The 20,126-nt window shown below is 67.6% G+C and carries 15 protein-coding genes; 9 read left to right on the forward strand and 6 right to left on the reverse strand.

Annotation, left to right across the window (positions count from 1 at the left end; all coding sequences use genetic code 11):
* Positions 1–87: 87 nt before the first annotated feature.
* The 6 genes from WMF11_RS47275 to WMF11_RS47300 all read right to left on the reverse strand — a co-directional run bounded on the left by WMF11_RS47275 (position 88) and on the right by WMF11_RS47300 (position 7,853).
* On the reverse strand, positions 88–1,128 hold the full coding sequence (locus tag WMF11_RS47275) for a hypothetical protein (protein ID WP_437975443.1): 1,041 nt from the start codon (positions 1,126–1,128) through the stop codon (positions 88–90).
* Positions 1,125–2,336: a hypothetical protein gene (locus tag WMF11_RS47280; RefSeq protein WP_437975444.1), complete on the reverse strand. Its 1,212-nt coding sequence runs from the start codon at positions 2,334–2,336 to the stop codon at positions 1,125–1,127. Before WMF11_RS47280 ends, WMF11_RS47275 begins: the two co-directional genes overlap by 4 nt.
* Positions 2,337–2,610: 274 nt before the next feature.
* Positions 2,611–3,132 carry a hypothetical protein gene (locus WMF11_RS47285; RefSeq protein ID WP_437975445.1) on the reverse strand — a complete coding sequence of 174 codons (522 nt, stop codon included), beginning with the start codon at positions 3,130–3,132 and terminating at the stop codon, positions 2,611–2,613.
* A 1-nt stretch (position 3,133) separates the two neighbouring features.
* Positions 3,134–4,279, reverse strand: coding sequence for a hypothetical protein (locus WMF11_RS47290; RefSeq protein ID WP_437975446.1), 1,146 nt, complete (start codon positions 4,277–4,279; stop codon positions 3,134–3,136).
* A complete protein-coding gene (locus WMF11_RS47295; RefSeq protein ID WP_437975447.1) occupies positions 4,276–6,495 on the reverse strand; it encodes a hypothetical protein in 2,220 nt (739 codons plus the stop codon). Before WMF11_RS47295 ends, WMF11_RS47290 begins: the two co-directional genes overlap by 4 nt.
* Positions 6,492–7,853, reverse strand: a complete 1,362-nt coding sequence (locus WMF11_RS47300) for a hypothetical protein (RefSeq protein WP_437975448.1) — start codon at positions 7,851–7,853, stop codon at positions 6,492–6,494. The genes WMF11_RS47295 and WMF11_RS47300 overlap by 4 nt, the downstream gene beginning before the upstream one ends.
* Positions 7,854–8,557: 704 nt before the next feature.
* On the opposite strand from WMF11_RS47300, the gene WMF11_RS47305 reads away from it, so the two are divergent.
* The 9 genes from WMF11_RS47305 to WMF11_RS47345 all read left to right on the forward strand — a co-directional run bounded on the left by WMF11_RS47305 (position 8,558) and on the right by WMF11_RS47345 (position 20,113).
* Positions 8,558–11,461 (forward strand): type I restriction endonuclease subunit R, encoded by a 2,904-nt coding sequence (locus WMF11_RS47305; protein ID WP_437975449.1) that lies wholly within the window; start codon positions 8,558–8,560, stop codon positions 11,459–11,461.
* Between the two features lie 17 nt (positions 11,462–11,478).
* On the forward strand, positions 11,479–13,062 hold the full coding sequence (locus WMF11_RS47310; RefSeq protein ID WP_437979401.1) for a restriction endonuclease subunit S: 1,584 nt from the start codon (positions 11,479–11,481) through the stop codon (positions 13,060–13,062).
* Positions 13,059–14,204: a hypothetical protein gene (locus WMF11_RS47315; RefSeq protein ID WP_437975450.1), complete on the forward strand. Its 1,146-nt coding sequence runs from the start codon at positions 13,059–13,061 to the stop codon at positions 14,202–14,204. Before WMF11_RS47310 ends, WMF11_RS47315 begins: the two co-directional genes overlap by 4 nt.
* An 84-nt stretch (positions 14,205–14,288) precedes the next feature.
* Positions 14,289–15,239 (forward strand): hypothetical protein, encoded by a 951-nt coding sequence (locus tag WMF11_RS47320; protein WP_437975451.1) that lies wholly within the window; start codon positions 14,289–14,291, stop codon positions 15,237–15,239.
* A complete protein-coding gene (locus WMF11_RS47325; RefSeq protein ID WP_437975452.1) occupies positions 15,236–15,358 on the forward strand; it encodes a hypothetical protein in 123 nt (40 codons plus the stop codon). The genes WMF11_RS47320 and WMF11_RS47325 overlap by 4 nt, the downstream gene beginning before the upstream one ends.
* A gap of 19 nt (positions 15,359–15,377) precedes the next feature.
* Positions 15,378–16,898 (forward strand): N-6 DNA methylase, encoded by a 1,521-nt coding sequence (locus tag WMF11_RS47330; RefSeq protein ID WP_437975453.1) that lies wholly within the window; start codon positions 15,378–15,380, stop codon positions 16,896–16,898.
* A gap of 125 nt (positions 16,899–17,023) precedes the next feature.
* Positions 17,024–18,079, forward strand: a complete 1,056-nt coding sequence (locus WMF11_RS47335) for an AAA family ATPase (protein ID WP_437975454.1) — start codon at positions 17,024–17,026, stop codon at positions 18,077–18,079.
* Positions 18,076–18,606, forward strand: a complete 531-nt coding sequence (locus WMF11_RS47340; RefSeq protein ID WP_437975455.1) for a hypothetical protein — start codon at positions 18,076–18,078, stop codon at positions 18,604–18,606. Before WMF11_RS47335 ends, WMF11_RS47340 begins: the two co-directional genes overlap by 4 nt.
* Before the next feature lie 283 nt (positions 18,607–18,889).
* Positions 18,890–20,113, forward strand: coding sequence for an STAS domain-containing protein (locus WMF11_RS47345; protein ID WP_437975456.1), 1,224 nt, complete (start codon positions 18,890–18,892; stop codon positions 20,111–20,113).
* Positions 20,114–20,126 lie beyond the last annotated feature (13 nt).

Consider the following 20,126-nt stretch of genomic DNA (forward strand, 5'->3'; position numbering starts at 1 on the left):
TCGCGCGCTCCGCGCGCTCAGGGAGGGGTGCGCCGTCCCGCAACTCCAGGTGGAGACCTGAGAGGGAGAGCAGGCGGGCAACTCGCGTCAGGACGTGATGCCCAGCAAGAAGAGGGCGTCGGCCCAGAGCGGCCAAAGCGTGCGGTACGGGTGCGTCGCCAGCACCACGCCGCCACTTGGGAGGCGACGCACGTGGTAGGGGGCGTGGCGCTCGATGAACTGGACGTGCTTGCGCGACGTCACGTCCACCTCGCACGTCGGCGCGCCCTCCTTCGTCGCTGCGATGGTCTCGAGGGCGGCCGATTCGACGGTGCGCCATTCCTCATCTGCCACCGCGGACGCTTCGAGTGCGTCGAGCAGCGCAGCCGGTGACTCCGTGAGCGCCTTGAGGACCGCTTCGCGCGAAAGCTCAGCGCCGTCCTCAACAGCGACACGCGCTCCGCGCGGCGCGGCGTCGACGCGCGCGTGCAACACGTCCGTTGGCATTCCCGCGGAATGTGCGACCTTGTCACCGTCCCGCAGGTTTACCCACGTAAGGGCGAGATCGTGTGCAACCAACGCCGCGCTGGTGTGATAGGTCGCGCACGCCTTGGTGGGCGGCCCCCAAGCCGCGAACTCCGTCCAGGCGCCGGTCGTCACGCGTGCACGCGCATCCGGCGCGCAGAGGCGGACCATGAGATCTTCGAGATCCTGCTGGACCTGCACCGCCAGGATCGCCGCCTCGACCTCGACAGAGCGCGTGCCGCCGAGGGCGATGCCAAGGCTCCAGGGAAGTAGACCGCTGCGATCGCCGGGGCGTGCGCATAGAGGACCGGAGGGATACCGGCGCTCCCACGCTTCGCCATTGCATTCGATGGCGAGTTCGATTGCGCTGCCGGAGTTCAGCTTCACGCCGAAGGATGCGAAGACATGCGTCCCTGCGGTGAATCCTGCACGCACCGCCGCGACCGTCTCGCTGAGGGGGACCGCATCGCGCCATCGCCAGGTGCTATCGGGATGGTCGATGGACTCGATGTGGAAGCCGCACGTTCCCCCCGGGATGACGAGAGCAGACAGAGCCGCAGCGAGCGCGTCGACCCTGTCCGCCTCGTCACACCATGCATAGAGCCAGGGACCTGATACACTCATAACTGGATGACCATGACCAGGTTCCTAAAGCCTTCAAGCTTGATGCGCTTACCCGTGAGCGCGTCGACCAGATAGCCGTCCTTGACGATCTTATTCTCGTTCTTGAGCGGCGCACCCTTGGGGATGATGAACTCGATCCGCTCGACGTCGCTGGCGAGTCCTTCTTTGCTCAGTTTCTTCATCGCGTTCTCCAGCTGCGTGAGTGCGTGGTCGATGTCGACCTTCCCGGTGGCACGCTCAATATCCTTCACCTCCGTCAGGGCCAGCTTGTTTCCCTTCGTCACGGTGAGGAAGTCGGGAGCCCTTCCCAAGGCCGTATTTGGCGGGGACTCCTTCGGTATGTCCAGCACCCGGCGCACTCCGTCGTCGCCGACGCCAATCAGCGCCCGCCCGTCGTCCAGCATGAACTTTGCCGCCTTCTTCTCCATCGCGTCGAGCGGCTTGCTCGTGACTGCCCCGCGCAGCGTCTTGTACCAGGTGCGCCGCGGTGCACGCAGCGCAGTGGCCAGCTCCTCGCCGAACTGCGCGATCTCCTCGGCGACCCGAATCGCATCCGGCGTCAGCCCGCCAGCGCGACTGACCGCGCGCCACATGGGCCCGACCGCCCCGAGCCCGAACCCCATCCCCGAGAAGATCCGCTCCTCGGTGCTGAGCTCCTGCCCCGACGGCAAGCACCACGCCTTCCCGGTAACCGCCTCGCACAGGTCGAGCGCCGGCCCGACCACGGGCACGAACCCGACCCCGATGCGCGTCGTCGCGTAGACGAGCGTCTGCATCACCTCCGCGTACGCCCCGAACCCCTCGGCGACGGTCGACACCGCCCCCGCGAACGCGCTGATCGTCTGGTAGAGCTGCGTCTGCTCCAGGTCGAGCCCGTCCCCCGTCCACTGGTTCAGGCTATCCTTCATCTGGTCCGCGAGCGCGTCGAACCGCGGCTTGAGCACCGTGTCGACCTGCGCCCGCAGGTCCGGCGGGATCGGCGTCTCGATGAACCAGTCCGACGCATCCATGAACTTCCGCACGACCCCGGTGATCCGGTTCTGCGCCTTCAGGAACGCGTTCGTCTCCGCGAGCGACACGCCCATCCGGTCGCGCAGCGCGATCTCCAGCGCCGCGCTGTTCGCCCGCCACGCCCTCACGTTCGCCACGAAGTCCGCCCGCGCGACCACCGCGCCCCCGCTCACGTCCTTCTCCAGCGCCGCGATCACGCCGTCCGCATACGCCGCGTACGGGTCTCTCCCCTCCTCGAACGCCCCGTCCACCTCCGCGATGTCCGGCACCTCGACCCACGGCACCTCGCTCTCGCCGAGCGCGTACGCCCACGGATCGTCCGGATTCCACCCCTCGGTGTTGGTCGTCGATGAGGACGGCTCTGCAACGGCGGCGCACAGCTCCGAGAGAGCGGATGCCCACCCCCGGCCCGTGCTCGGCGCTCCGCGCCTGCGCGCGGTCCGCCCCTCCCAAATCGCGCGCTCCGCGCGCTCAGGGAGGGGTGCGCCGTCCGAAGACGACGGAGGGTGCCTGCTCGATCTCCGGTCTGTCGTAGACGATCTCCCCCGCGTCATTCTTGCGATAGATCTGGAACACCTGGACCGCTTCGCCCGAGGCGAGCTCCACGACGGCATGGATGGCGTCCACGTCCTCCGATGCACCTCGTTCACGGACCCGTACGTCTCGATAGAGCGCGACCGCCCGGAGCTCCTCGGCCGCCGCGCGCTGCCGGAACGCGGTCGTGAGAAGCGTCCAGCCGTCAACACCGCCGTGCGGCGCCACACCGATGGCATACTTCCCGGCGGCGTCGACCGCGATCGAACCGGGGAGAAATGTTCCCTGTCCCTCCAGAGCACTCCTTGCGACGTCGAGTACCAGCCCAACGAGACGCGAGAGCTCGCCCATCCTTTCGCCATGGTCATTGCTCATAAACGATATGTCCTGATTCTGATGGTTGACGGCAGCCTCGATGGAATATCGTGGGCCGCGACGCAGAGCGAATAGATCCTTCACGTCATGACGTGATATCGAGCAGGCGGAGGGCATCGGCCCAAAGCGGCCAGAGCGTGCGGTAGGGATGGATGGCCAGCATTACGCCCCCGTTCGGAAGGACCTGCACGTGGTACGGTGAATGGCGCTCGATGAACCGGACGTGCCTGCCCGTGCGCACGTTGACTGCGGAAGTGGGCGCGCCCTGTTTCACCGCATCGATGAGCTCGAGCACGCGAGGCTCGACAGCGCGCCACCCGTCGTCTGGTACGGCGGAGGCTTCGAGCGCTTCGATAAGCGTAGCCGGCGGTGTGGCGAGCGCCGCGAGAACTTGTTCCCGTGTGAGCGTGGCGTCGTCTGGGAGGCGGGCGCGCGAACCGCGTCGTACAGCGCCGACATGCGTAGGCCGTTCGTCCCTCGAACGGGACGCGGCGCGGTCCAGGCTAAGGTGTTGGTCGACGCGCTCGACGTCGCTGGCGACGCCAACACAAGCCCCTCGTGGAGCGGCCTCGACGCGGGCAGCGAGCGCGTCCAATGATAGGCCCGAGGCGCGCCCCACGATGTCGCCGTCATGGAGGTGCACCCACGACAGGGCGAGATCGCGGGCGACCCTGGCGTCTGCATGGTAGGTCGCGCACGCCTCGATCGGGGCAGGTTGGGCCCAGGCCGCTGTGCACATGCCGGTCGTCACGCGGGCGTGCCCGCTCGGCGCGCACAGGCCGAGCAAGATCTCCTTCATCTCCTGCTGGAGCTCCATGGAAGCGATCGCCGCCTCGACCTCCACCGAGCGCGGGCCGACGGCGACTTCGAGGCAGTCGGGGAACACATCCTTCCGCTCGCCCGTCCCTACGCGCAAAGGGCTGTACGGATACCAATGGGCCCGTACTTCCCCATAGCACTCCAGGTTCAAGCCCGTCCTGGACAACCACCGCCACCGGGCGCCGAAATCCACGTCCACCTGTGAGCCCGACTTGAAGGCTGCACGTGTCATCTCGATGACCTCCTCAACGAGAACCCCGTCGCGCCACAAGCGTTCAGATGTTCCAAGCGTGGAGAGGCTGAGGCTGCACACTCCCCCCGGGTAGACCAGCGCGGACAGGGCCTCCGCGAAAGCGTCGAGCCTGTCCGCTTCGTCGCACCACGCGTAAAAGTCAGGGCCCGATTCGTTCATAGCTGGATGACCTTGATGAAGAGGAGCGGGAAGCCATCGATCTCGACGGTCTTGCCTTCGACCTTGTTGAACAAGTAGCCGTCCTTGGTGCCCAAGTTGGGATTATTGAACGGCGCACCCCTCGGCATCATGATCTCCACTCTGTCGACGTCTCCTGCGAGCTTGAGACTCTTCAGCTTCGTCATTGCGTTCGTGAGCTGTTTTATCGCCTTGCCCACGTCGACTTTCCCGGTATCCGATTCAATGCCCTTCGCCTCGCTCACGGCCAGCCTGTTGCCCTTGGTCACCGAGACGAAGTCGGGAGCCTTCGCCAAGTCACCCGGGGCATCCTTGAGGATCCCCAGGACCGTGCGCACCCCATCGTCGCCGACCCCGATCAGTGCCCGCCCTTCCCCCTTCAGCAGGTAGAGCGCTGCCTTTTTCTCGAAGTCATTCATCACTCCGGTCGTGACCGCCCCGCGCAGCGTCTTGTACGACGTGCGCCGTGGCAGGCGCAGCGCTGTGGCGAGTTCCTCGCCCATCTGCGCGATCTCCTCGGCAACCCGAATCGCATCCGGCGTCAGCCCGCCGGCGCGACTGACCGCGCGCCACACCGGCCCGACCGCCCCGAGCCCGAACCCCATCCCCGAGAAGATCCGCTCCTCGGTGCTGAGCTCCTGCCCCGACGGCAAGCACCACGCCTTCCCGGTGACCGCCTCGCACAAATCGAGCGCCGGCCCCACCACCGGCACGAACCCGACCCCGATGCGCGTCGTCGCGTGCACCAGCGTCTGCATCACCTCCGCGTACGCCTCGAAGCCCTCGCCGACCGTCGACATCGCCCCCGCGAACGCGCTGATCGTCTGGTAGAGCTGCGTCTGCTCCAGGTCGAGCCCGTCCCCCGTCCACTGGTTCAGGCTGTCCTTCATCTGGTCCGCGAGCGCGTCGAACCGCGGCTTGAGCACCATGTCCACCTGGGTCCGCAGGTCCGCCGGCACCGGCGAGTCCTCGAACCAGTCCGACGCATCCATGAACTGCCGCACGAACCCGGTGATCCGGTTCTGCGCCTTCAGGAACGCGTTGGTCTCCGCCAGCGACACGCCCATCCGGTCGCGCAGCGCGATCTCCAGCGCCGCGCTGTTGGCTCGCCACGCCCGCACGTTCGCCACGAAGTCCGCCCGCGCGATCACCACGTCGCCGCTCACGTCCTTCTCCAGGGCCGCGATCACGCCGTCCGCATACGCCGCGTACGGGTCTCTCCCCTCCTCGAACGCTCCCTCTACCTCGGCGATGTCCGGCACCTCGACCCACGGCACCTCGCTCTCCCCGAGCGCATACGCCCACGGATCATCTGGGTTCCACCCCTCGGCGCGCGCGTCCTGCGTCGCGAGGTCCGCCACCTCGTCGGCCTGCGCGCCGAACTCGTCCATCAGCCGCCCGAGCTCGTCCTCCAGGTCGCTGACGCTCTTCTTCAGGTCGCCGACGAGCTGCTCCATGGCCGCCCGCGTCTCCTCATCGACCACGTCCTTGTAGCGGTCGAGGATCGCGTCGAGGTCGGTCCGCGAGATCTCGTCGAGCGGCCGGCTCACCAGATCGTGCAGCTCGGTGTCGAGCTGCCGCAGCAGATCCATCCGCGCCCGGAGGTCCGCTATCTTGGCGGCGTTCCGGAGGATTGCCTCCATCAGCTTGCCGAGCGCGACCTCCAGCTCCGCGATGTCGCGCGCGAGCGCCGGGTTGATCTCCGCGAGGCCGAGGTCGGCCACGGTGCTGCCCTCGAAGCCGGTCCCATCGCGGCGGATGTCGAAGAGCGGCTTGTTGAGCCCGAGCGGCTCGGAGACGAGGTGCACCACGTCGTGCGCGTGGGTACACCAGTCGCTGCCGTTCGCGGTGTGGACTCCGAAGTAGAACGCGTTGGTACCCGTGCGGAGCAGCACCGAGTCGAACCCCGCCTCGAGCGTGTTGCTCAGCGAGCCGTCGCCGTCGACCTGCAGCGCGCCCGGGATCCCGTAGGTGGGCAGGGGCGTCTGGTTCACCTCGAACATGGCGTCGCCCTCGGTCTCCAGCTCGCCGCTCGCGCACGAGTCGACGTCCTGGCGGCTGCTCCAGAGGATGGTGTACGGCGTGCCGGCCCACACCGAAGACGGCGCCAGCACCGCCAGCGCCGTGACAAGCGCGACGAGCTTCTGGACCACCACGGAGCTCCGTCCGCGTAGCCCAACGTCCTTCGAGCTTCTCATGTCCCCTCCGCGCCGCGCACGGCGGCGTCATACGCGATCGCGGCGCCCTTCACGTCGCCCGCGTCGAGCCTCGCCTGCGCGGCGTCGAGCTCCGCCGCGCCCATCCCCTTCTCCCGCAGCGCAGCGAGGCCCGCCGCGATCTTCTGCGGCAAGCCCGTCCTGAGCTCGGCCTCCGCGGCGTCGAACCGCCCTCGGAGCGCCGCGCATCCGGCCTCTCGCCACGAGGACGGCGACGCCTCGCAGAGTGGCCGCATCTGCACCAGCGCCAAGAGCTCCCCGCACCGCTCGGCCAAGAGCGGCAGCCCGAGCTTCTCGCTCATCGGCGGCGCCGCCGACAGCGCCGCCGCCCGCGCGCGCGCTCCCTCGCCGAACACCTCCGACGCCTTGCGGCTCCGCGCCCGCGCGATCGCCTCGCGCGCTCCCTCGTCTGCCTCCAGCGCGACGAGCGCCTGCCGGCGCAGCGCGATGCCGCCGAGCAGCGCCGTCGCCGTCGCGTCGCTCCGAGCGACCCGCCGCTGCACATACCCGAGCATCGCATTCAGCGAGCGCAGCGCCCCCGACGTCATGTCCGGCACCACCGCGCCGTGTGTCGCAAGGACTTCCTTATGCGGCGCGATCGCCTCGTCGAACGAGACCGCGAACGCCTGGAGCTCCGCCGACAGCGTCATCACCTCCGCGGCGAGCTCGCTCGGCGCGCGGCTCGCCTCGCGCGCCGCCGCGAGCACCGCCTGCTCCACGCCGTCGAGCCCTTCTATCGCCGATCGCGACGCCTGCGACGCCTGCGCCGAGAGCGCCGCGTACGCCGCCGTCTCCGCCGCCTCGGTCGCGCGGTAGGCGGCGAAGCGCGCCGCCGCGCCCGCGTACCTGGATCGCAGCGGCGCGCCCTCGTCCCTGGCGCGATCGAAGATCGCCTGCACGGCGGCCATCGCCAGCTTGTCCGCCGCGATCGCGGCCACGAGCGGCTCCCGCTCGGCGCTCGCCTTGCCGGTCATCGCCTCCTTGAAGTCGTCGGCTGCGCGGATCGGCTCTGCCTGGAGGGCCTCCTCCTGGCTATCCCTGATCAGCCACAGCAGCCCGCGGAGCTCGCCGTGGAGCGTCGCCCGGAGCGACTCGGCGTGCTTCTTCTCGTCGCGAACATAGGACACGACCCGATCGATGGTGTCAAACCAGGCCCCGAGCTCCGCCTCGTTCGCGATGAGCTCCTCGGGCCTCACGCGACCCGACCACCGCGCCCACATGAATATCGGCAGCTCGCCGTCCGCCTCGGCCTTGCTCCACGCGCTGGCCGGGCCTTCGCTCGCGTCAACGCAGTGCTCGACGACGCCGGTATTCGGTATCGCGCAGATCCTCCCGCTCAAGGGCTCGTCCTCGCGATCCCACAGGCACCCGGGCACGGTCGCACCAAGCACCAGGGCGGCAAGAGCCGCCGCAACGATCGTCGCCAATCGCACCGTTCTCATCTCATTGCCTCCACTCCGCGATTTTTCTCGCCCGGGCACGCTCGCCCGCCCGTTCTCCAGGTGCAAGCGCCCTCACGAAAGCGGTGGGACATTGCTCGGCCGAGGAGCACGCCCTCGTGCGCCATGTCGTCCGTCGTCAGCGCACGGACCGTCGCCGGACCGGGGAGGTGTTCTCCGGTGCATCCGACGGGCGTCTGTGGTGATGCCAGGGCCGTCCATCGAAGCGCAGGGGAAGCAGAGACGTGTGGGGCTCGACGCAGCAGCCGGTCCACAAGCGACGAGCCCGGGGCGAGACGACGCGGGAGCCGTCAGAAAGGCGAATTCCGGCGGCCCCGGAGCCGCCGATCGCTTCGGAAGGGCTGCGCCTGCGGCGACGTCCGAAGGGAACGGTTCAGAGCGCACTTTGCCGCGGGATCATCGCGTTTCCCGGCCGTGGCAGCGCGATCTGGGGAGCGCACCAGCGCTGGGTTCACCTTCCTTCGCCCGCTCCCCACCAGCTCCGGCGTCGTTGTCCTACCCGGCGCTTCCGGGTGGAATAGCCCCCACCACGCCTCGGTATCGACGCGAACCTGCTGCTTTCGTTACGCTTGCTGATCCAGCCCATGACTCGTCCCGAAGATGCTGCCCGGAAGAACATCGACGACGCGCTGACGACTGCCGGCTGGGCCGTGCAGGACAGGCAGGTGATGAACCTCGATGCGGCGCATGGCGTCGCCGTCCGGGAGTTCCCGCTGAAGCGCGGTCACGGCTTCGCCGACTACCTGCTCTACGTCGGCGGGGAGGCGGTCGGCGTGATCGAGGCGAAGGAGGTCGGCACCACGCTCACCGGTGTGGAGGGGCAGACCGAGAAGTACTCCGCCGGGCTCCCGGACCTCCTGCCCGCGCCGGTGCGGCCGCTGCCGTTTCTTTACCAGTCCACCGGCGTCGAGACGGCCTTCACCAACCGGCTCGACCCCGACCCGCGCAGCCGCTCCGTGTTCCACTTCCACAAGCCCGAGACCCTGAGCCGCTGGATCACCTCGGAGCCGGTCTACCTGCCCCGCGTCGAGGGGCGTCCCGATCCGCTCAGCCAGCGTCCAGCGTCCTTCCGCACGCGGCTGCTCACGTTCCCGGACGTGCCCGAGGCGGGCCTGCGGGCCGCGCAGGTGCGCGCGGTGCGCAACCTCGAGGTGTCCCTGCGCGACAACCGGCCGCGGGCGCTCATCCAGATGGCCACCGGCGCGGGGAAGACCGTGGCGGCGATCACGTCGATTTACCGGCTGATCAAGTTCGGCGATGCGAGCCGGGTGCTCTTCCTCGTCGACCGCGACAACCTTGGTCGCCAGGCGCTCAAGGAGTTTCAGCAGTACGTGGCGCCGGACGACGGCCGGAAGTTCACGGAGCTGTACAACGTGCAGCGGCTCACCTCGAACAAGCTCGATCCGGTCGCGCGTGTCGTGATCACCACCATCCAGCGCCTGTACGCGATGCTGAAGGGCGAGGCGGATCTCCCGCCCGAAGCGGAGGAGCTCGGCCTGGCCAGCCTGAGCGAGATGCTCCGGGAGCCTGTGCCGGTCGCTTACAACCCGGCGCTGCCGATCGAGGCGTTCGACGTGATCTTCGTCGACGAGTGCCATCGCAGCATCTACTCGCTCTGGCGGCAGGTGCTCGAGTACTTCGACGCCTTCCTCGTCGGCCTCACGGCGACGCCTGCGAAGCAGACGTTCGCGTTCTTCCGCCAGAACCTGGTCATGGATTACGACCATAAGCAGGCCGTGGCCGACGGGGTGAACGTCGATTACGACGTGTACAAGATCCGCACGCGCATCACGGAGAAGGGCGCCACGGTCGAGGCCGGTCCGGAGGAGATCGTCGGCCGGCGCGACCGGGAGACGCGCAGGGTCCGCTGGGAGCTGCTCGACGACGATCTCACGTACGACGCCGCCGCGCTCGACCGCCAGGTGGTCGCCCTCGACCAGATCCGCACGGTGGTCCGCACCTTCCGCGATCGGCTCTTCACCGAGATCTTCCCGGGCCGGCGAGAGGTCCCGAAGACGCTCATCTTCGCCAAGGACGACAGCCACGCCGACGACATCGTGCAGATCGTCCGGGAGGAGTTCGGCAAGGGGAACGACTTCTGCGAGAAGATCACCTACAAGACGGGCACCGCACGCATCGTCGAGAAGCAGCTGGGGCCTGACGGCAAGGAGACTGAGGTCGTCACGTACAAGTCGAACGGGCTGAATGCGGAGCACTTGCTCTCCTCCTTCCGCAACAGCTACGACCCGCGCGTCGTCGTCACGGTTGACATGATCGCGACGGGTACGGACGTGAAGCCGCTCGAGATCGTGATGTTCATGCGGGCGGTGAAGAGCCGGAATTTCTTCGAGCAGATGAAGGGCCGCGGCGCGCGCGTGATCAACCCGACCGACCTCCAGCTGGTCACATCGGACGCGCGCGCAAAGGACCGCTTCGTGCTTGTCGACTGCGTCGGCGTCTGCGAGACGGATCTCATCGACGCGCTCCCGCTCGAGAGGAACCGCACGGTGGGCTTCGAGAAGCTGCTCGAGGCCGTGGCGCAGGGGAGCACGAAGGCCGACGTGCTCTCGTCGCTCGCGGGGAGGCTGGCGCGCCTCGACCGGCGGATCGGCGCGGAGGAGCGGGCCATGCTGGCGAAGCTCGCGGGGGGTCGGACGCTGGCGGAGATCAGCGCGAAGATCGTCGAGGCGCTCGACCCCGACGCGCAGGCCGAGCGCGCTTGCGTGGTCGCGGGGCTGCCCGCGGGGGAGGCGCCGCCCGCGAGCGTGCTGGAGAAGGTGCGCAAGGAGATGCTGCGCGACGCGGCGCAGCCGCTCCGCGCGAGCCCGGAGCTGCGCAAGGCGCTCACCGACGTCAAGAAGAGCCTGGAGCAGACGATCGACGCGGTCACGAAGGACGAGGTGACCGCGGCGGGCTTCTCGGACGAGGCGAAGGAGCGAGCGAAGGCGCTGACGACCACGTTCGAGGCGTTCTGCCAGAAGCACCGGGACCAGATCACGGCGCTCCAGATCCTGTATAGCCGCCCGCACCGGCAGCGGCTGAAGCCGGAGGACGTGAAGGCGCTCGCCGACGCCATCAAGGCGCCGCCGCGGCAGTGGACGCCGGACGTGCTGTGGCGCGCGTACGAGACGCTGGAGCGGGACAAGGTCCGCGGGGCGGGGGCGGGGAGATTGCTGACGGACGTGGTGTCGCTCGTGCGGTTCGCGCTGCACCAGGAGGAAGAGCTTGTGCCCTTCCGCGAGCGGGTGCAGGAGCGGTTCGAGCGGTGGATGACGCAGCAGGCGAACCAGGGGCGGAGGTTCTCGGCGGAGCAGCGGGCGTGGCTGGAGGCGATACGGGATCACATGGCGGCGAACCTGGAAATCTCGGTCGACGATTTCGAGTATGCGCCGTTCGCCGGGATGGGCGGCGTGGGGAAGGCGGCGAGGGTGTTCGGGGCGGAGCTGGAGAAGGTGATGGCGGAGCTGAACGAGGTGCTGGCGGCGTGAGTGAGATATCGAGTCATGTGCCTCCTGGTTGGGTAAGCGTTCCACTCGGCCTCGCTGCCGAGATCCGGCTCGGACGCCAGCGCTCTCCGGACAAAGCGAACGGGCCATACATGATCCCGTACCTGCGCGCGGCGAACGTAACTTGGAGTGGTCTAGATCTGTCCGATGTTAAACAGATGGACTTCAAGCCCGCGGAGCAAGAAGTCTATCGCTTGCGGCCTGGCGATATTCTCATGTCGGAAGCAAGCGGGAGCCCGGGGGAGGTCGGTAAACCGGCGATCTGGGCAGACGAGATTCCTGGGTGCTGTTTTCAGAATACCCTAATTCGCGTCCGGCCACCTCAAGGTACTACGAAGTACCTTTATTTCCAGCTTTTGTACTTCGCTCTGTCGGGACGCTTTTTGAATGATGCGAAGGGCGTGGGTATACATCACCTCGGTTCTGAGCGCCTTTCTAAAATAGAGGTTCTTGTCGCGCCGCTTGTCGAGCAAAGCCGTATCGTTGCTGTGATCGAGCAGTACCTCTCGGACATCGATGCCGGGGTGGCCTCCCTTGAACGCGTACTCGCAAACCTGAAGCGCTACCGCGCGGCCGTTCTCAAGGCTGCCTGCGAGGGGCGGCTCGTGCCCACCGAGGCCCAACTCTCGCGGCAACAAGAGGGGCGCGAATACGAGCCTGGCGACGTGCTGCTCCGGCGCATCACTGGCGAGCGTCGCGCGCGGTGGGAGGCGGGCAAGATCGTAAAGGCAGAATCTAAGCGGCGGATGGATCGCGACGATCACGCGAAGCAGCGGGAAGAACCCCATGTTCCGAGCGCGAGTGAACTGCCACCGCTGCCAGAAGGATGGGGCCTTAGTACTCCAGATGTGCTCGCATCGCCCGAACCTGGCTCAATTTGCGCAGGTCCTTTCGGTACGATCTTCAAAGCTCACGACTTTCGGTCTGTGGGCGTCCCAATCATCTTCCTCCGGCACGTGAAGGCTGGACGCTACCTCACTGAGAGGCCGGGTTTCATGGATCGAGAGAGATGGGAAGAGCTGTTCCGTCCTTACTCCGTGTTCGGGGGTGAATTGCTTGTGACAAAGCTTGGTGATCCACCGGGTGAGTGCGCCATCTATCCGGAAGGGATTGGACCTGCGATGGTGACGCCCGACGTCATCAAGATGTCTGTGGATGAAGGAGTCGTTCGTCGCCGATTCTTGATGCATTATTTGAATTCTGACACGGCGCGGCGGGTCGCGTTCGGTGTCGCGTTTGGCACGACGAGACTTCGCATGACATTGCCGTTGTTTCGCACGCTGCCCATACCAGTTCCGCCGCTGGTAGAGCAGAATCGCATCGTTTCCGAAATCGACCGCCTTCTTTCAATCGCTGACGAGGTCGAACAAACCACTCGCGCCCAGCTCGCCCGCGCCCAGCGCCTTCGCCAATCCGTCCTGAAGCGCGCTTTCGAAGGCAAGCTCGTCCCGCAAGACCCGAACGACGAGCCAGCGAGTGTGCTGCTCGAGCGCATCCGCAGCTCCCACGATACTACCGAGCTCAAGAAGCCGCGGCGTCAGTCCACACGCCGGCGTGCCCCGGACACGGAGGTAGAGCCTTGACGTACTGGCTGGGCAGTTTCAACGGTACCACGTACGCAGAGTTCCAGAAGGCCGAAGCCAAGGTCCTGGGCTTTCGCGCCGGCGCGCAGAATGAGGCCGCATTCAAGAGGATCAAAGCCGGCGATACGATCATCGGCTACATCACCGGAGTCGCGCGCTGGGTCGCGGTGCTCGATGTCATCGGACCCAGCAAGACGACGGCGAAGATCTGGAAGGACGACGACTTTCCCCTCCGGCTCGATGTGCAGCCTCGGATCCTGCTCAAGCCGGAGCACGGCGTGCCGCTCGACGATCTGGAGGGCCGCGTGGACTTCTATGCTGACGCCTCGCTGAAGGGCACGTTCAAGGGCTTTCTGCGCAAGTCGCCGAACCGCTTCCAGCGCGACGAGGACGGCGCGCTCATCGTGAAGCTGATCCAAGGCGCGCAGAAGAAGCCCGTATTTCGCCCGGTTCCGGCCTGGAAGCTTGCCCGGAAGCTTCGGTATTACGTCGAGCAAGGCGAGGGCGGCCGCAAGATCGAGGCCCACGTCACCGTGCCGGAGCCCGAGGAGCCGCCGGCCCCGGTGCAGGCCGCGACGGAGGACGAGGGGCCCGCGGCGACCACGCGGCACACGGAGATCCAGTGGACGCTCCTCACGCTCGGCGCCGAGATGGGTCTCGACGTCTGGGTCGCGCGCAACGATCGCTCCCGAACATGGAAGGGCAAGAAGCTCGGCGAGCTTTCTCGCGTGGTCCAGAAGCTCCCCACGCAGTTCAACGAGCCCACGACGCGGACGATCGAGCTCATCGACGTGCTCTGGCTCAAAGGCAACTCGATCGTCGCAGCGTTCGAGGTCGAGTGCACCACGTCGATCTACTCCGGCCTGCTCCGGATGTCGGATCTCCTGGCCCTCCAGCCGAACCTCGACATCAAACTCTACCTTGTCGCGTCCGAGGAGCGCCGCGACAAGGTCGAGCAGGAGATTCAGCGCCCGACGTTCTCGCTGCGCGAGAAGGCGCTCCCCAACGTGTGTGGCTTCCTGCCGTTCAACAAACTGTGCGAAACCGTCGAGGGGATCCGTAAGCTCCAGCTCGCGTCGTCCCTCCAGCCGAACTTTCTCGAGAAGGTGGCAGAGTACTTCACTCAGGAGCCCGACACCTGACGCCCCGCCCTGCACGGCATCGCCAGTTCGCGCTATCCTCTCGCAGCCGGTTCCGGCCGAGCCACGACCCCGAAGGAGCCCGCCGTGCCCATCGTCCACCACGCCGTCCGCCTCTCCAGTCCGAAGGGCTTCGGCCGTCGCGTGCCCCCCGCTCCGCTGGGCGTCGCCCTCAAGCAGGTCGACGCCGCGGTGCGACGCTCCGTCCTGATGGCCTTCGAGGGGCGGAGCGTCACGGCCGGACGGCCCCGGGCCTGGTTCAACGCCGCCTGCGATATCCGGCTCGTCGACGTCGAGGGAAACGCCGACACGACCCTGCACTTCGAGGCGCCGGAGCTGGGCGAGGCCGCCGCGGAGCTCTACCTCCAGGCGGAGCTGTGGCCGACGCGGCCTCCCCCGGGATGGACGGGGTTCGACGTCCTCGCCGGGGTCCTTCAGGACGTCGGCGATGGCAACCCGGACAGCGAACGCTTCGATCGACCCCTGCTCCAGCACCTCGCTCACTTCGGTCGGCTGCTCGACGCCGGCTTTGACGCGCTTCGGGTCGAGGAGCACCGGACGGGCGTTCCGGGCGAAGCCGTGCTCGACCGGGCTACCGTCGAGACCGCGAGAAAGCTCAGCGCCTCCACGCCGAGGGCCCAGGCCGTGCGCATCGCTGGACTCCTCGACATGGTTCGGGTGAGCACCCAGTCCTTCGCGATCAAGCTCGATGACGGAGAGGAGATCCGGGGCGTGCTCACCGCGGGGAGCGTCGACGCGGCCGGGGTGCTCCTGAACCGTAGGGTCCTTGTCCATGGCCGGGCGGTGTACCGCCCCTCGGGGCGCATCCTTCGGCTCGACGCCGAGAGGATCGAGGATGGAGAGGGCGTCTCCGGCTTCTGGTCGAGGATCCCCAAACCCATCTTCGGTCGTCGCATCGATCCGAGAGCCCTCTACCGGCCGCAGACCGCCACCACCGGTGTCGGCGCAATCTTCGGGAGGTGGCCGGGCGACGAGACGGACGAGGAGTTCGACCAGGCAATCAAAGAGCTCTCATGACCGGGATCGTCCTGCTCGATACCGCGTGTGCTCGGGCGGCGTCCGCTACCCTGATCACGACGGACAAGGACTTCGACCCGCTTCACGGCGAGTTCATCCAGCGCGTCTACTTCGAGTGAAAGAAACAGGCCCCTGAACGTGTCGAACCCCTCCGCCCAGATCGTCCAGAAGCTCTGGTCCTACTGCAACGTCCTGCGCGACGACGGCCTCTCCTACGGCGACTACGTCGAGCAGCTCACGTTCCTCCTGTTCCTGAAGATGGCGCACGAGCGCACGCAGCCGCCGTGGAACCACAAGCCGTTCATCCCGGCCGGTCACGACTGGCCCGCGCTGCTCGCCAAGGACGGCGACGCGCTCGAGGTCCAGTATCGCAAGACGCTGGACCACCTCGGCCGGCAGCCGGGCATGCTCGGGGTCATCTTCCGCAAGGCGCAGAACAAGATCCAGGACCCGGCGAAGCTGCGCCGCCTCGTCGCGGACCTCATCGACCGCGAGCAGTGGACGACGCTCGACGCCGACGTGAAGGGCGACGCCTACGAGGGGCTGCTCGAGAAGAACGCGCAGGACACGAAGGGCGGCGCGGGCCAGTACTTCACGCCGCGCCCGCTGATCCAGGCCATCGTCGAGGTCATGCGCCCGGGGCCCGACGACACGATCTGCGACCCGGCCTGCGGCACCGGCGGCTTCCTGCTCGCGGCGCACGACCACATCGTCCGGACGCACCCGAGCATGACCCGCGAGCAGAAGAAGCGCCTGAAGGTCGGCGCGCTCCGCGGCGTCGAGCTCGTCCCCGGCGTGACCAGGCTCTGCGCGATGAACCTGCTCCTCCACGGCATCGGGCCGAGCGCCGACGAAGGGCAGCCGCCCATCGAGACCCGGGACAGCCTCGCCGCGGATCCGGGCTCCCGCTACTCCATGGTCCTGACCAACCCGCCGTTCGGGAAGAAGTCGAGCGTGATGGTCCTCACGGAGGAGGGCGACGAGGCCCGCGAGGCGCTCACGGTCATGCGCGAGGACTTCTGGGCGACGACGAGCAACAAGCAGCTCAACTTCGTCCAGCACGTGAAGACCATCCTCGCGATCCATGGGCGCGCGGCCGTCGTCGTGCCCGACAACGTGCTCTTCGAGGGCGGGGCAGGGGAGACGATCCGCCGCAAGCTGCTCCACGACTGTGACGTCCACACGCTGCTCCGGCTCCCCACGGGCATCTTCTATGCGCAGGGCGTGAAGGCGAACGTGCTCTTCTTCGACAAGAAGCCCGCCAGCGAGAAGCCGTGGACGAAGAAGCTCTGGGTCTACGACCTCCGCACGAACCAGCACTTCACGCTCAAGACCAACCCGCTCGCGCGCGCCGATCTCGACGACTTCGTCGCTTGCTACAAGCCCGGTGAGCTGCACAAGCGGCGGGCGACGTGCTCGGAGAAGAACCCGACAGGGCAGTGGCGAGCCTACGAGGTTGCGGAGCTCATCGCCCGGGACAAGTGCAGCCTCGACGTCTTCTGGCTGAAGGACGAGAGCCTGGAGGCCTCCGAGAACCTGCCGGCCCCGGACGTGATCGCCGGAGAGATCGTGGAGGACCTGCGGGCCGCCCTCGAGCAGTTCGAGGCGGTGGAGGCCGATCTGAGGGCGCGAGCGTCGGCCGGGAGCACCTCGCCGTGAGGACCTCCCTTCGTGACCCCGCCCGATCCGTCCCGGGGCGTCCCCTCTGTGTGACCGCTCGCGACCGCTGAGCTACCCTGCCGCCGTCGCCGTCCTGCACCGTCAACGAGGAGCCGCGGAGAGCCATGAAGGTCCAGCACCTGCACATGAAGCAGTTCAGCGCGTTCGAGGACGTCGATCTCGCCTTCTCACCGGGGATCAACGTCTTCCTCGGCACCAACGCGACGGGGAAGAGCCACACCATGAAGGCGCTCTACGCCCCGCTCAAGACGCTGGAGCAGGAGGGCTCCGTCATCCCCCTGGATCTGCGGCTGCACGAGAAGCTGGCCAACGTCTTCCGGCCGGACGACGCGTACATGGGCAGGCTCGTCCACCGCCGCAAGGGGCAGGGCAAAGGGTTCATCACCATCCGAGGAGCGACGGGCGACGTCGCGGTCGTGCTGAACACGAAGGGCAAACAGCAGGTCGAGGTCAAGACCGCGACCTGGAAGACCGAGGCGCCATCCATCTTCCTGCCGACGCGGGAGGTCCTCGCCATGTTCGAGGGGTTCATCCCCGCGTACCAGGAGCGCAAGCTCTCGTTCGATGAGACATACTATGACGCCTGCGTCGCCCTCAGCCAGGCGGCGCTGCGCGGCCCCCGATCCGAGGAGGCGAGGGTGCTGATCGAGCCGATCGAGACGGCGCTCGGCGGCAAGGTCTCCCTCCAGGGGGGGCGGTTCTATCTCCTGCGCAAGGACGGCAGCATGGAGGCGCACCTCGTCGCCGAAGGGCTCCGCAAGATCGCTTGCCTCGCCCACATGGTCTCGAACGGCTCGTTGACGACGAACGGCATCCTCTTCTGGGACGAACCCGAGGCGAACCTGAACCCGCAGCTCGTCTCGCTGGTCGTCGACATCCTCCTGGAGCTGGGGAGGCGCGGCGTGCAGACCTTCGTCACGACGCACGATTACCTCCTCTCCCACAAGCTGTCGCTCCTCTCCGAGTACAGGAAGTATCCCGACGTGCCGATCCGGTTCTTCGCGTTCCACCGTCAGGAGGCGCACGGCCCTACGCTCGTCGATGCCGGCGATACGCTGGCCGAATTGCCGACCAACCCGATCCTCGATGAGTTCTCGCGCCACTACGATTTCGAGCGCAAGCTCTTCGACGAGGCGCCCGAGGAGGGCTCCGCGGCATGAGCTTCGTGCACGACGAGGGCAAGCTCCGTTTCGCCTTCGACAGCGACTGGAAGATCCTGAAATGGGACGACCACGGCGCGTATGTCGGTGGGCTGCAGAGGTTCCAAGAGACCAAGGCGGTCGATTTCTTCGGTCTGTATCTCGACGAGCCTTACTTCATCGAGGTCAAGGACTTCCGCGGTCACCGGATTGAGAACAAGGTCCGGCTCTCGAGCGGAGAGCTCGCCCGAGAGGTCGCGTACAAGGTGCGGGATACCATGGCAGGCATGCTTTGGGCCTGCGATCGCTTGCCGCTCGATCGCGGTGAGCTACGTGGCTTCGTGCGACGGATCCTCGCCTGTACCAAGAAGGTTCCCGTCGTGCTCTGGCTGGAGGAAGATCGCCCGCCCGAGCCTGCGCTCGCCTCAGCGCTCGGCGAAGCCATCAAGCGCGAGCTCGCCTGGCTCAACCCGAGGGTCCTGGTGACATGCCGGTCGCTCGTCCAGACCGGCCCAGTCCATGGCCTCGTGGTCACGAACCTGTCGTGACGCGCTCCCAGAATCCCCTGCACCGCACCTCCCACCACCTCTCCCGCCCCGGTCCACGCAAGCGGCGCCCCGCCGTCCGGCGCCCACCTCGCCGTAGCTCATTCAGCGGCGAGCCGGTCCACCGTCTTGCCCCGCAGCGCTCGCCACGCTAGCGCTAGCGCCCCCACGTCGTGGCGCGTTTCTCCCGGCTCGATCGCATGACGGACGCCAGGGAGCTCTTCCGCAGCCCGCTCTGTTCACGCTACACTTATCCTTCTCTGCTCTCTGAGGAGTCGTGAGTCTGATGGAATCTGCCCCCAGCGTGTTGCTCGGCGAGCTCTTCGCCCGCTCTGCCGATCTGCTCTTCATCGCCTCGGCCGACGGAGCGCTGCTCCACGGGAGCGGCGGACTGCGCGAGGCGCTGGGCCCCGGGGTCGAGGGGGGCGCGCGCCTCGCGGATCTCGCGCACCCGGACGATCGCGCCGCGCTCTCGGCGGCCTGGTCGTCGCTCCTTCAGAGGGACGAGCCCGTCTCGTTCAGCGTGCGCCTGCGCGACGGCGGCGGCGCCTACCGGGCGCTGTCGTGCAGCGCCAGCCGATCGTCCGACCGGAGCGCCGTCCTCGGCTCGCTCCGCCCCGCGCCCGCGCCCGCGGCCGCGCCGCTGGCCGCCGCGACCCCGATGACCGAGGAGGAGCTGAGCACGCTCCGGCTCAAGGCGCGCATCCTCGACGGCCTCGCCGAGCACGTCGATCCCTTGACGATATGGGCGCTCGACGGCGACGGGATCTACCTCTATCACGATGGCAAGGCGGTCGCGAAGGCCGGGTTCACACGGGGGCAGCACGTCGGGCGCAGCGTGTACGACCTCTATGGGGCCACCCCGGAGGCCGCCGCCGAGATGCGGAAATGGTACGACGGCCAGATACGCCGGGGTCGCAGCGAGGCGCACGGCGCCGACTGGGACACCTGGCTCGTCCCGCTCCCCAGCGAGCCCGGCGGCCCCATCGACGGCGTGCTCGGGGTCTCGCTCGACGTGTCGGACTCCCGGATCGTCGAGAACGAGCTGCGCGTCCAGATCGACCAGATCGCGGCGCAGCAGAAGGTGATCCGCGATCTCTCGACGCCGATCATCGAGGTCTGGGACGGCGTGCTCACGCTCCCGATGGTCGGCACGGTCGACAGCGTCCGCACGGCCGAGGTCATGGACAGCCTGCTCGCGCAGATCGTCGAGAAGCGGGCGCGCTTCGCCATCCTCGACCTCACCGGCGTCGAGGTCGTCGACACCAGGGTCGCCAGCCACCTCATCCAGCTCATCACCGCCATCCGCCTCCTCGGCGCGGACGGCATCGTCGCCGGCATCAAGCCGACCGTCGCCCAGACCATGGTCGCGCTCGGCCTCGACCTCACCCAGCTCAACACGCAGCGCAACCTGCGCGCCGCCCTCAACTACGCCATCCGGGCCATGACAGGCGCCCAGGGCGCCTCCTCCGCCGCGAGCCCCGCGCCCGGCAAGAAGCCAGCTCCCTGAGCGGCGTCGTCGA

Origin of the sequence: Sorangium sp. So ce295, assembly GCF_051527405.1 — a bacterium.
Lineage (GTDB): Bacteria > Myxococcota_A > Polyangia > Polyangiales > Polyangiaceae > Sorangium > Sorangium cellulosum_B.

Bases quoted from the DNA above. Each gene is read 5' to 3' on its own strand.
- WMF11_RS47275 (WP_437975443.1), bottom strand. From the start codon at position 1,128: ATGAGTGTATCAGGTCCCTGGCTCTATGCATGGTGTGACGAGGCGGAC.
- WMF11_RS47290 (WP_437975446.1), bottom strand. From the start codon at position 4,279: ATGAACGAATCGGGCCCTGACTTTTACGCGTGGTGCGACGAAGCGGAC.
- WMF11_RS47295 (WP_437975447.1), bottom strand. From the start codon at position 6,495: ATGAGAAGCTCGAAGGACGTTGGGCTACGCGGACGGAGCTCCGTGGTG.
- WMF11_RS47305 (WP_437975449.1), top strand. From the start codon at position 8,558: ATGACTCGTCCCGAAGATGCTGCCCGGAAGAACATCGACGACGCGCTG.
- WMF11_RS47325 (WP_437975452.1), top strand. From the start codon at position 15,236: ATGACCGGGATCGTCCTGCTCGATACCGCGTGTGCTCGGGCGGCGTCC.
- WMF11_RS47335 (WP_437975454.1), top strand. From the start codon at position 17,024: ATGAAGGTCCAGCACCTGCACATGAAGCAGTTCAGCGCGTTCGAGGAC.
- WMF11_RS47340 (WP_437975455.1), top strand. From the start codon at position 18,076: ATGAGCTTCGTGCACGACGAGGGCAAGCTCCGTTTCGCCTTCGACAGC.
- WMF11_RS47345 (WP_437975456.1), top strand. From the start codon at position 18,890: ATGGAATCTGCCCCCAGCGTGTTGCTCGGCGAGCTCTTCGCCCGCTCT.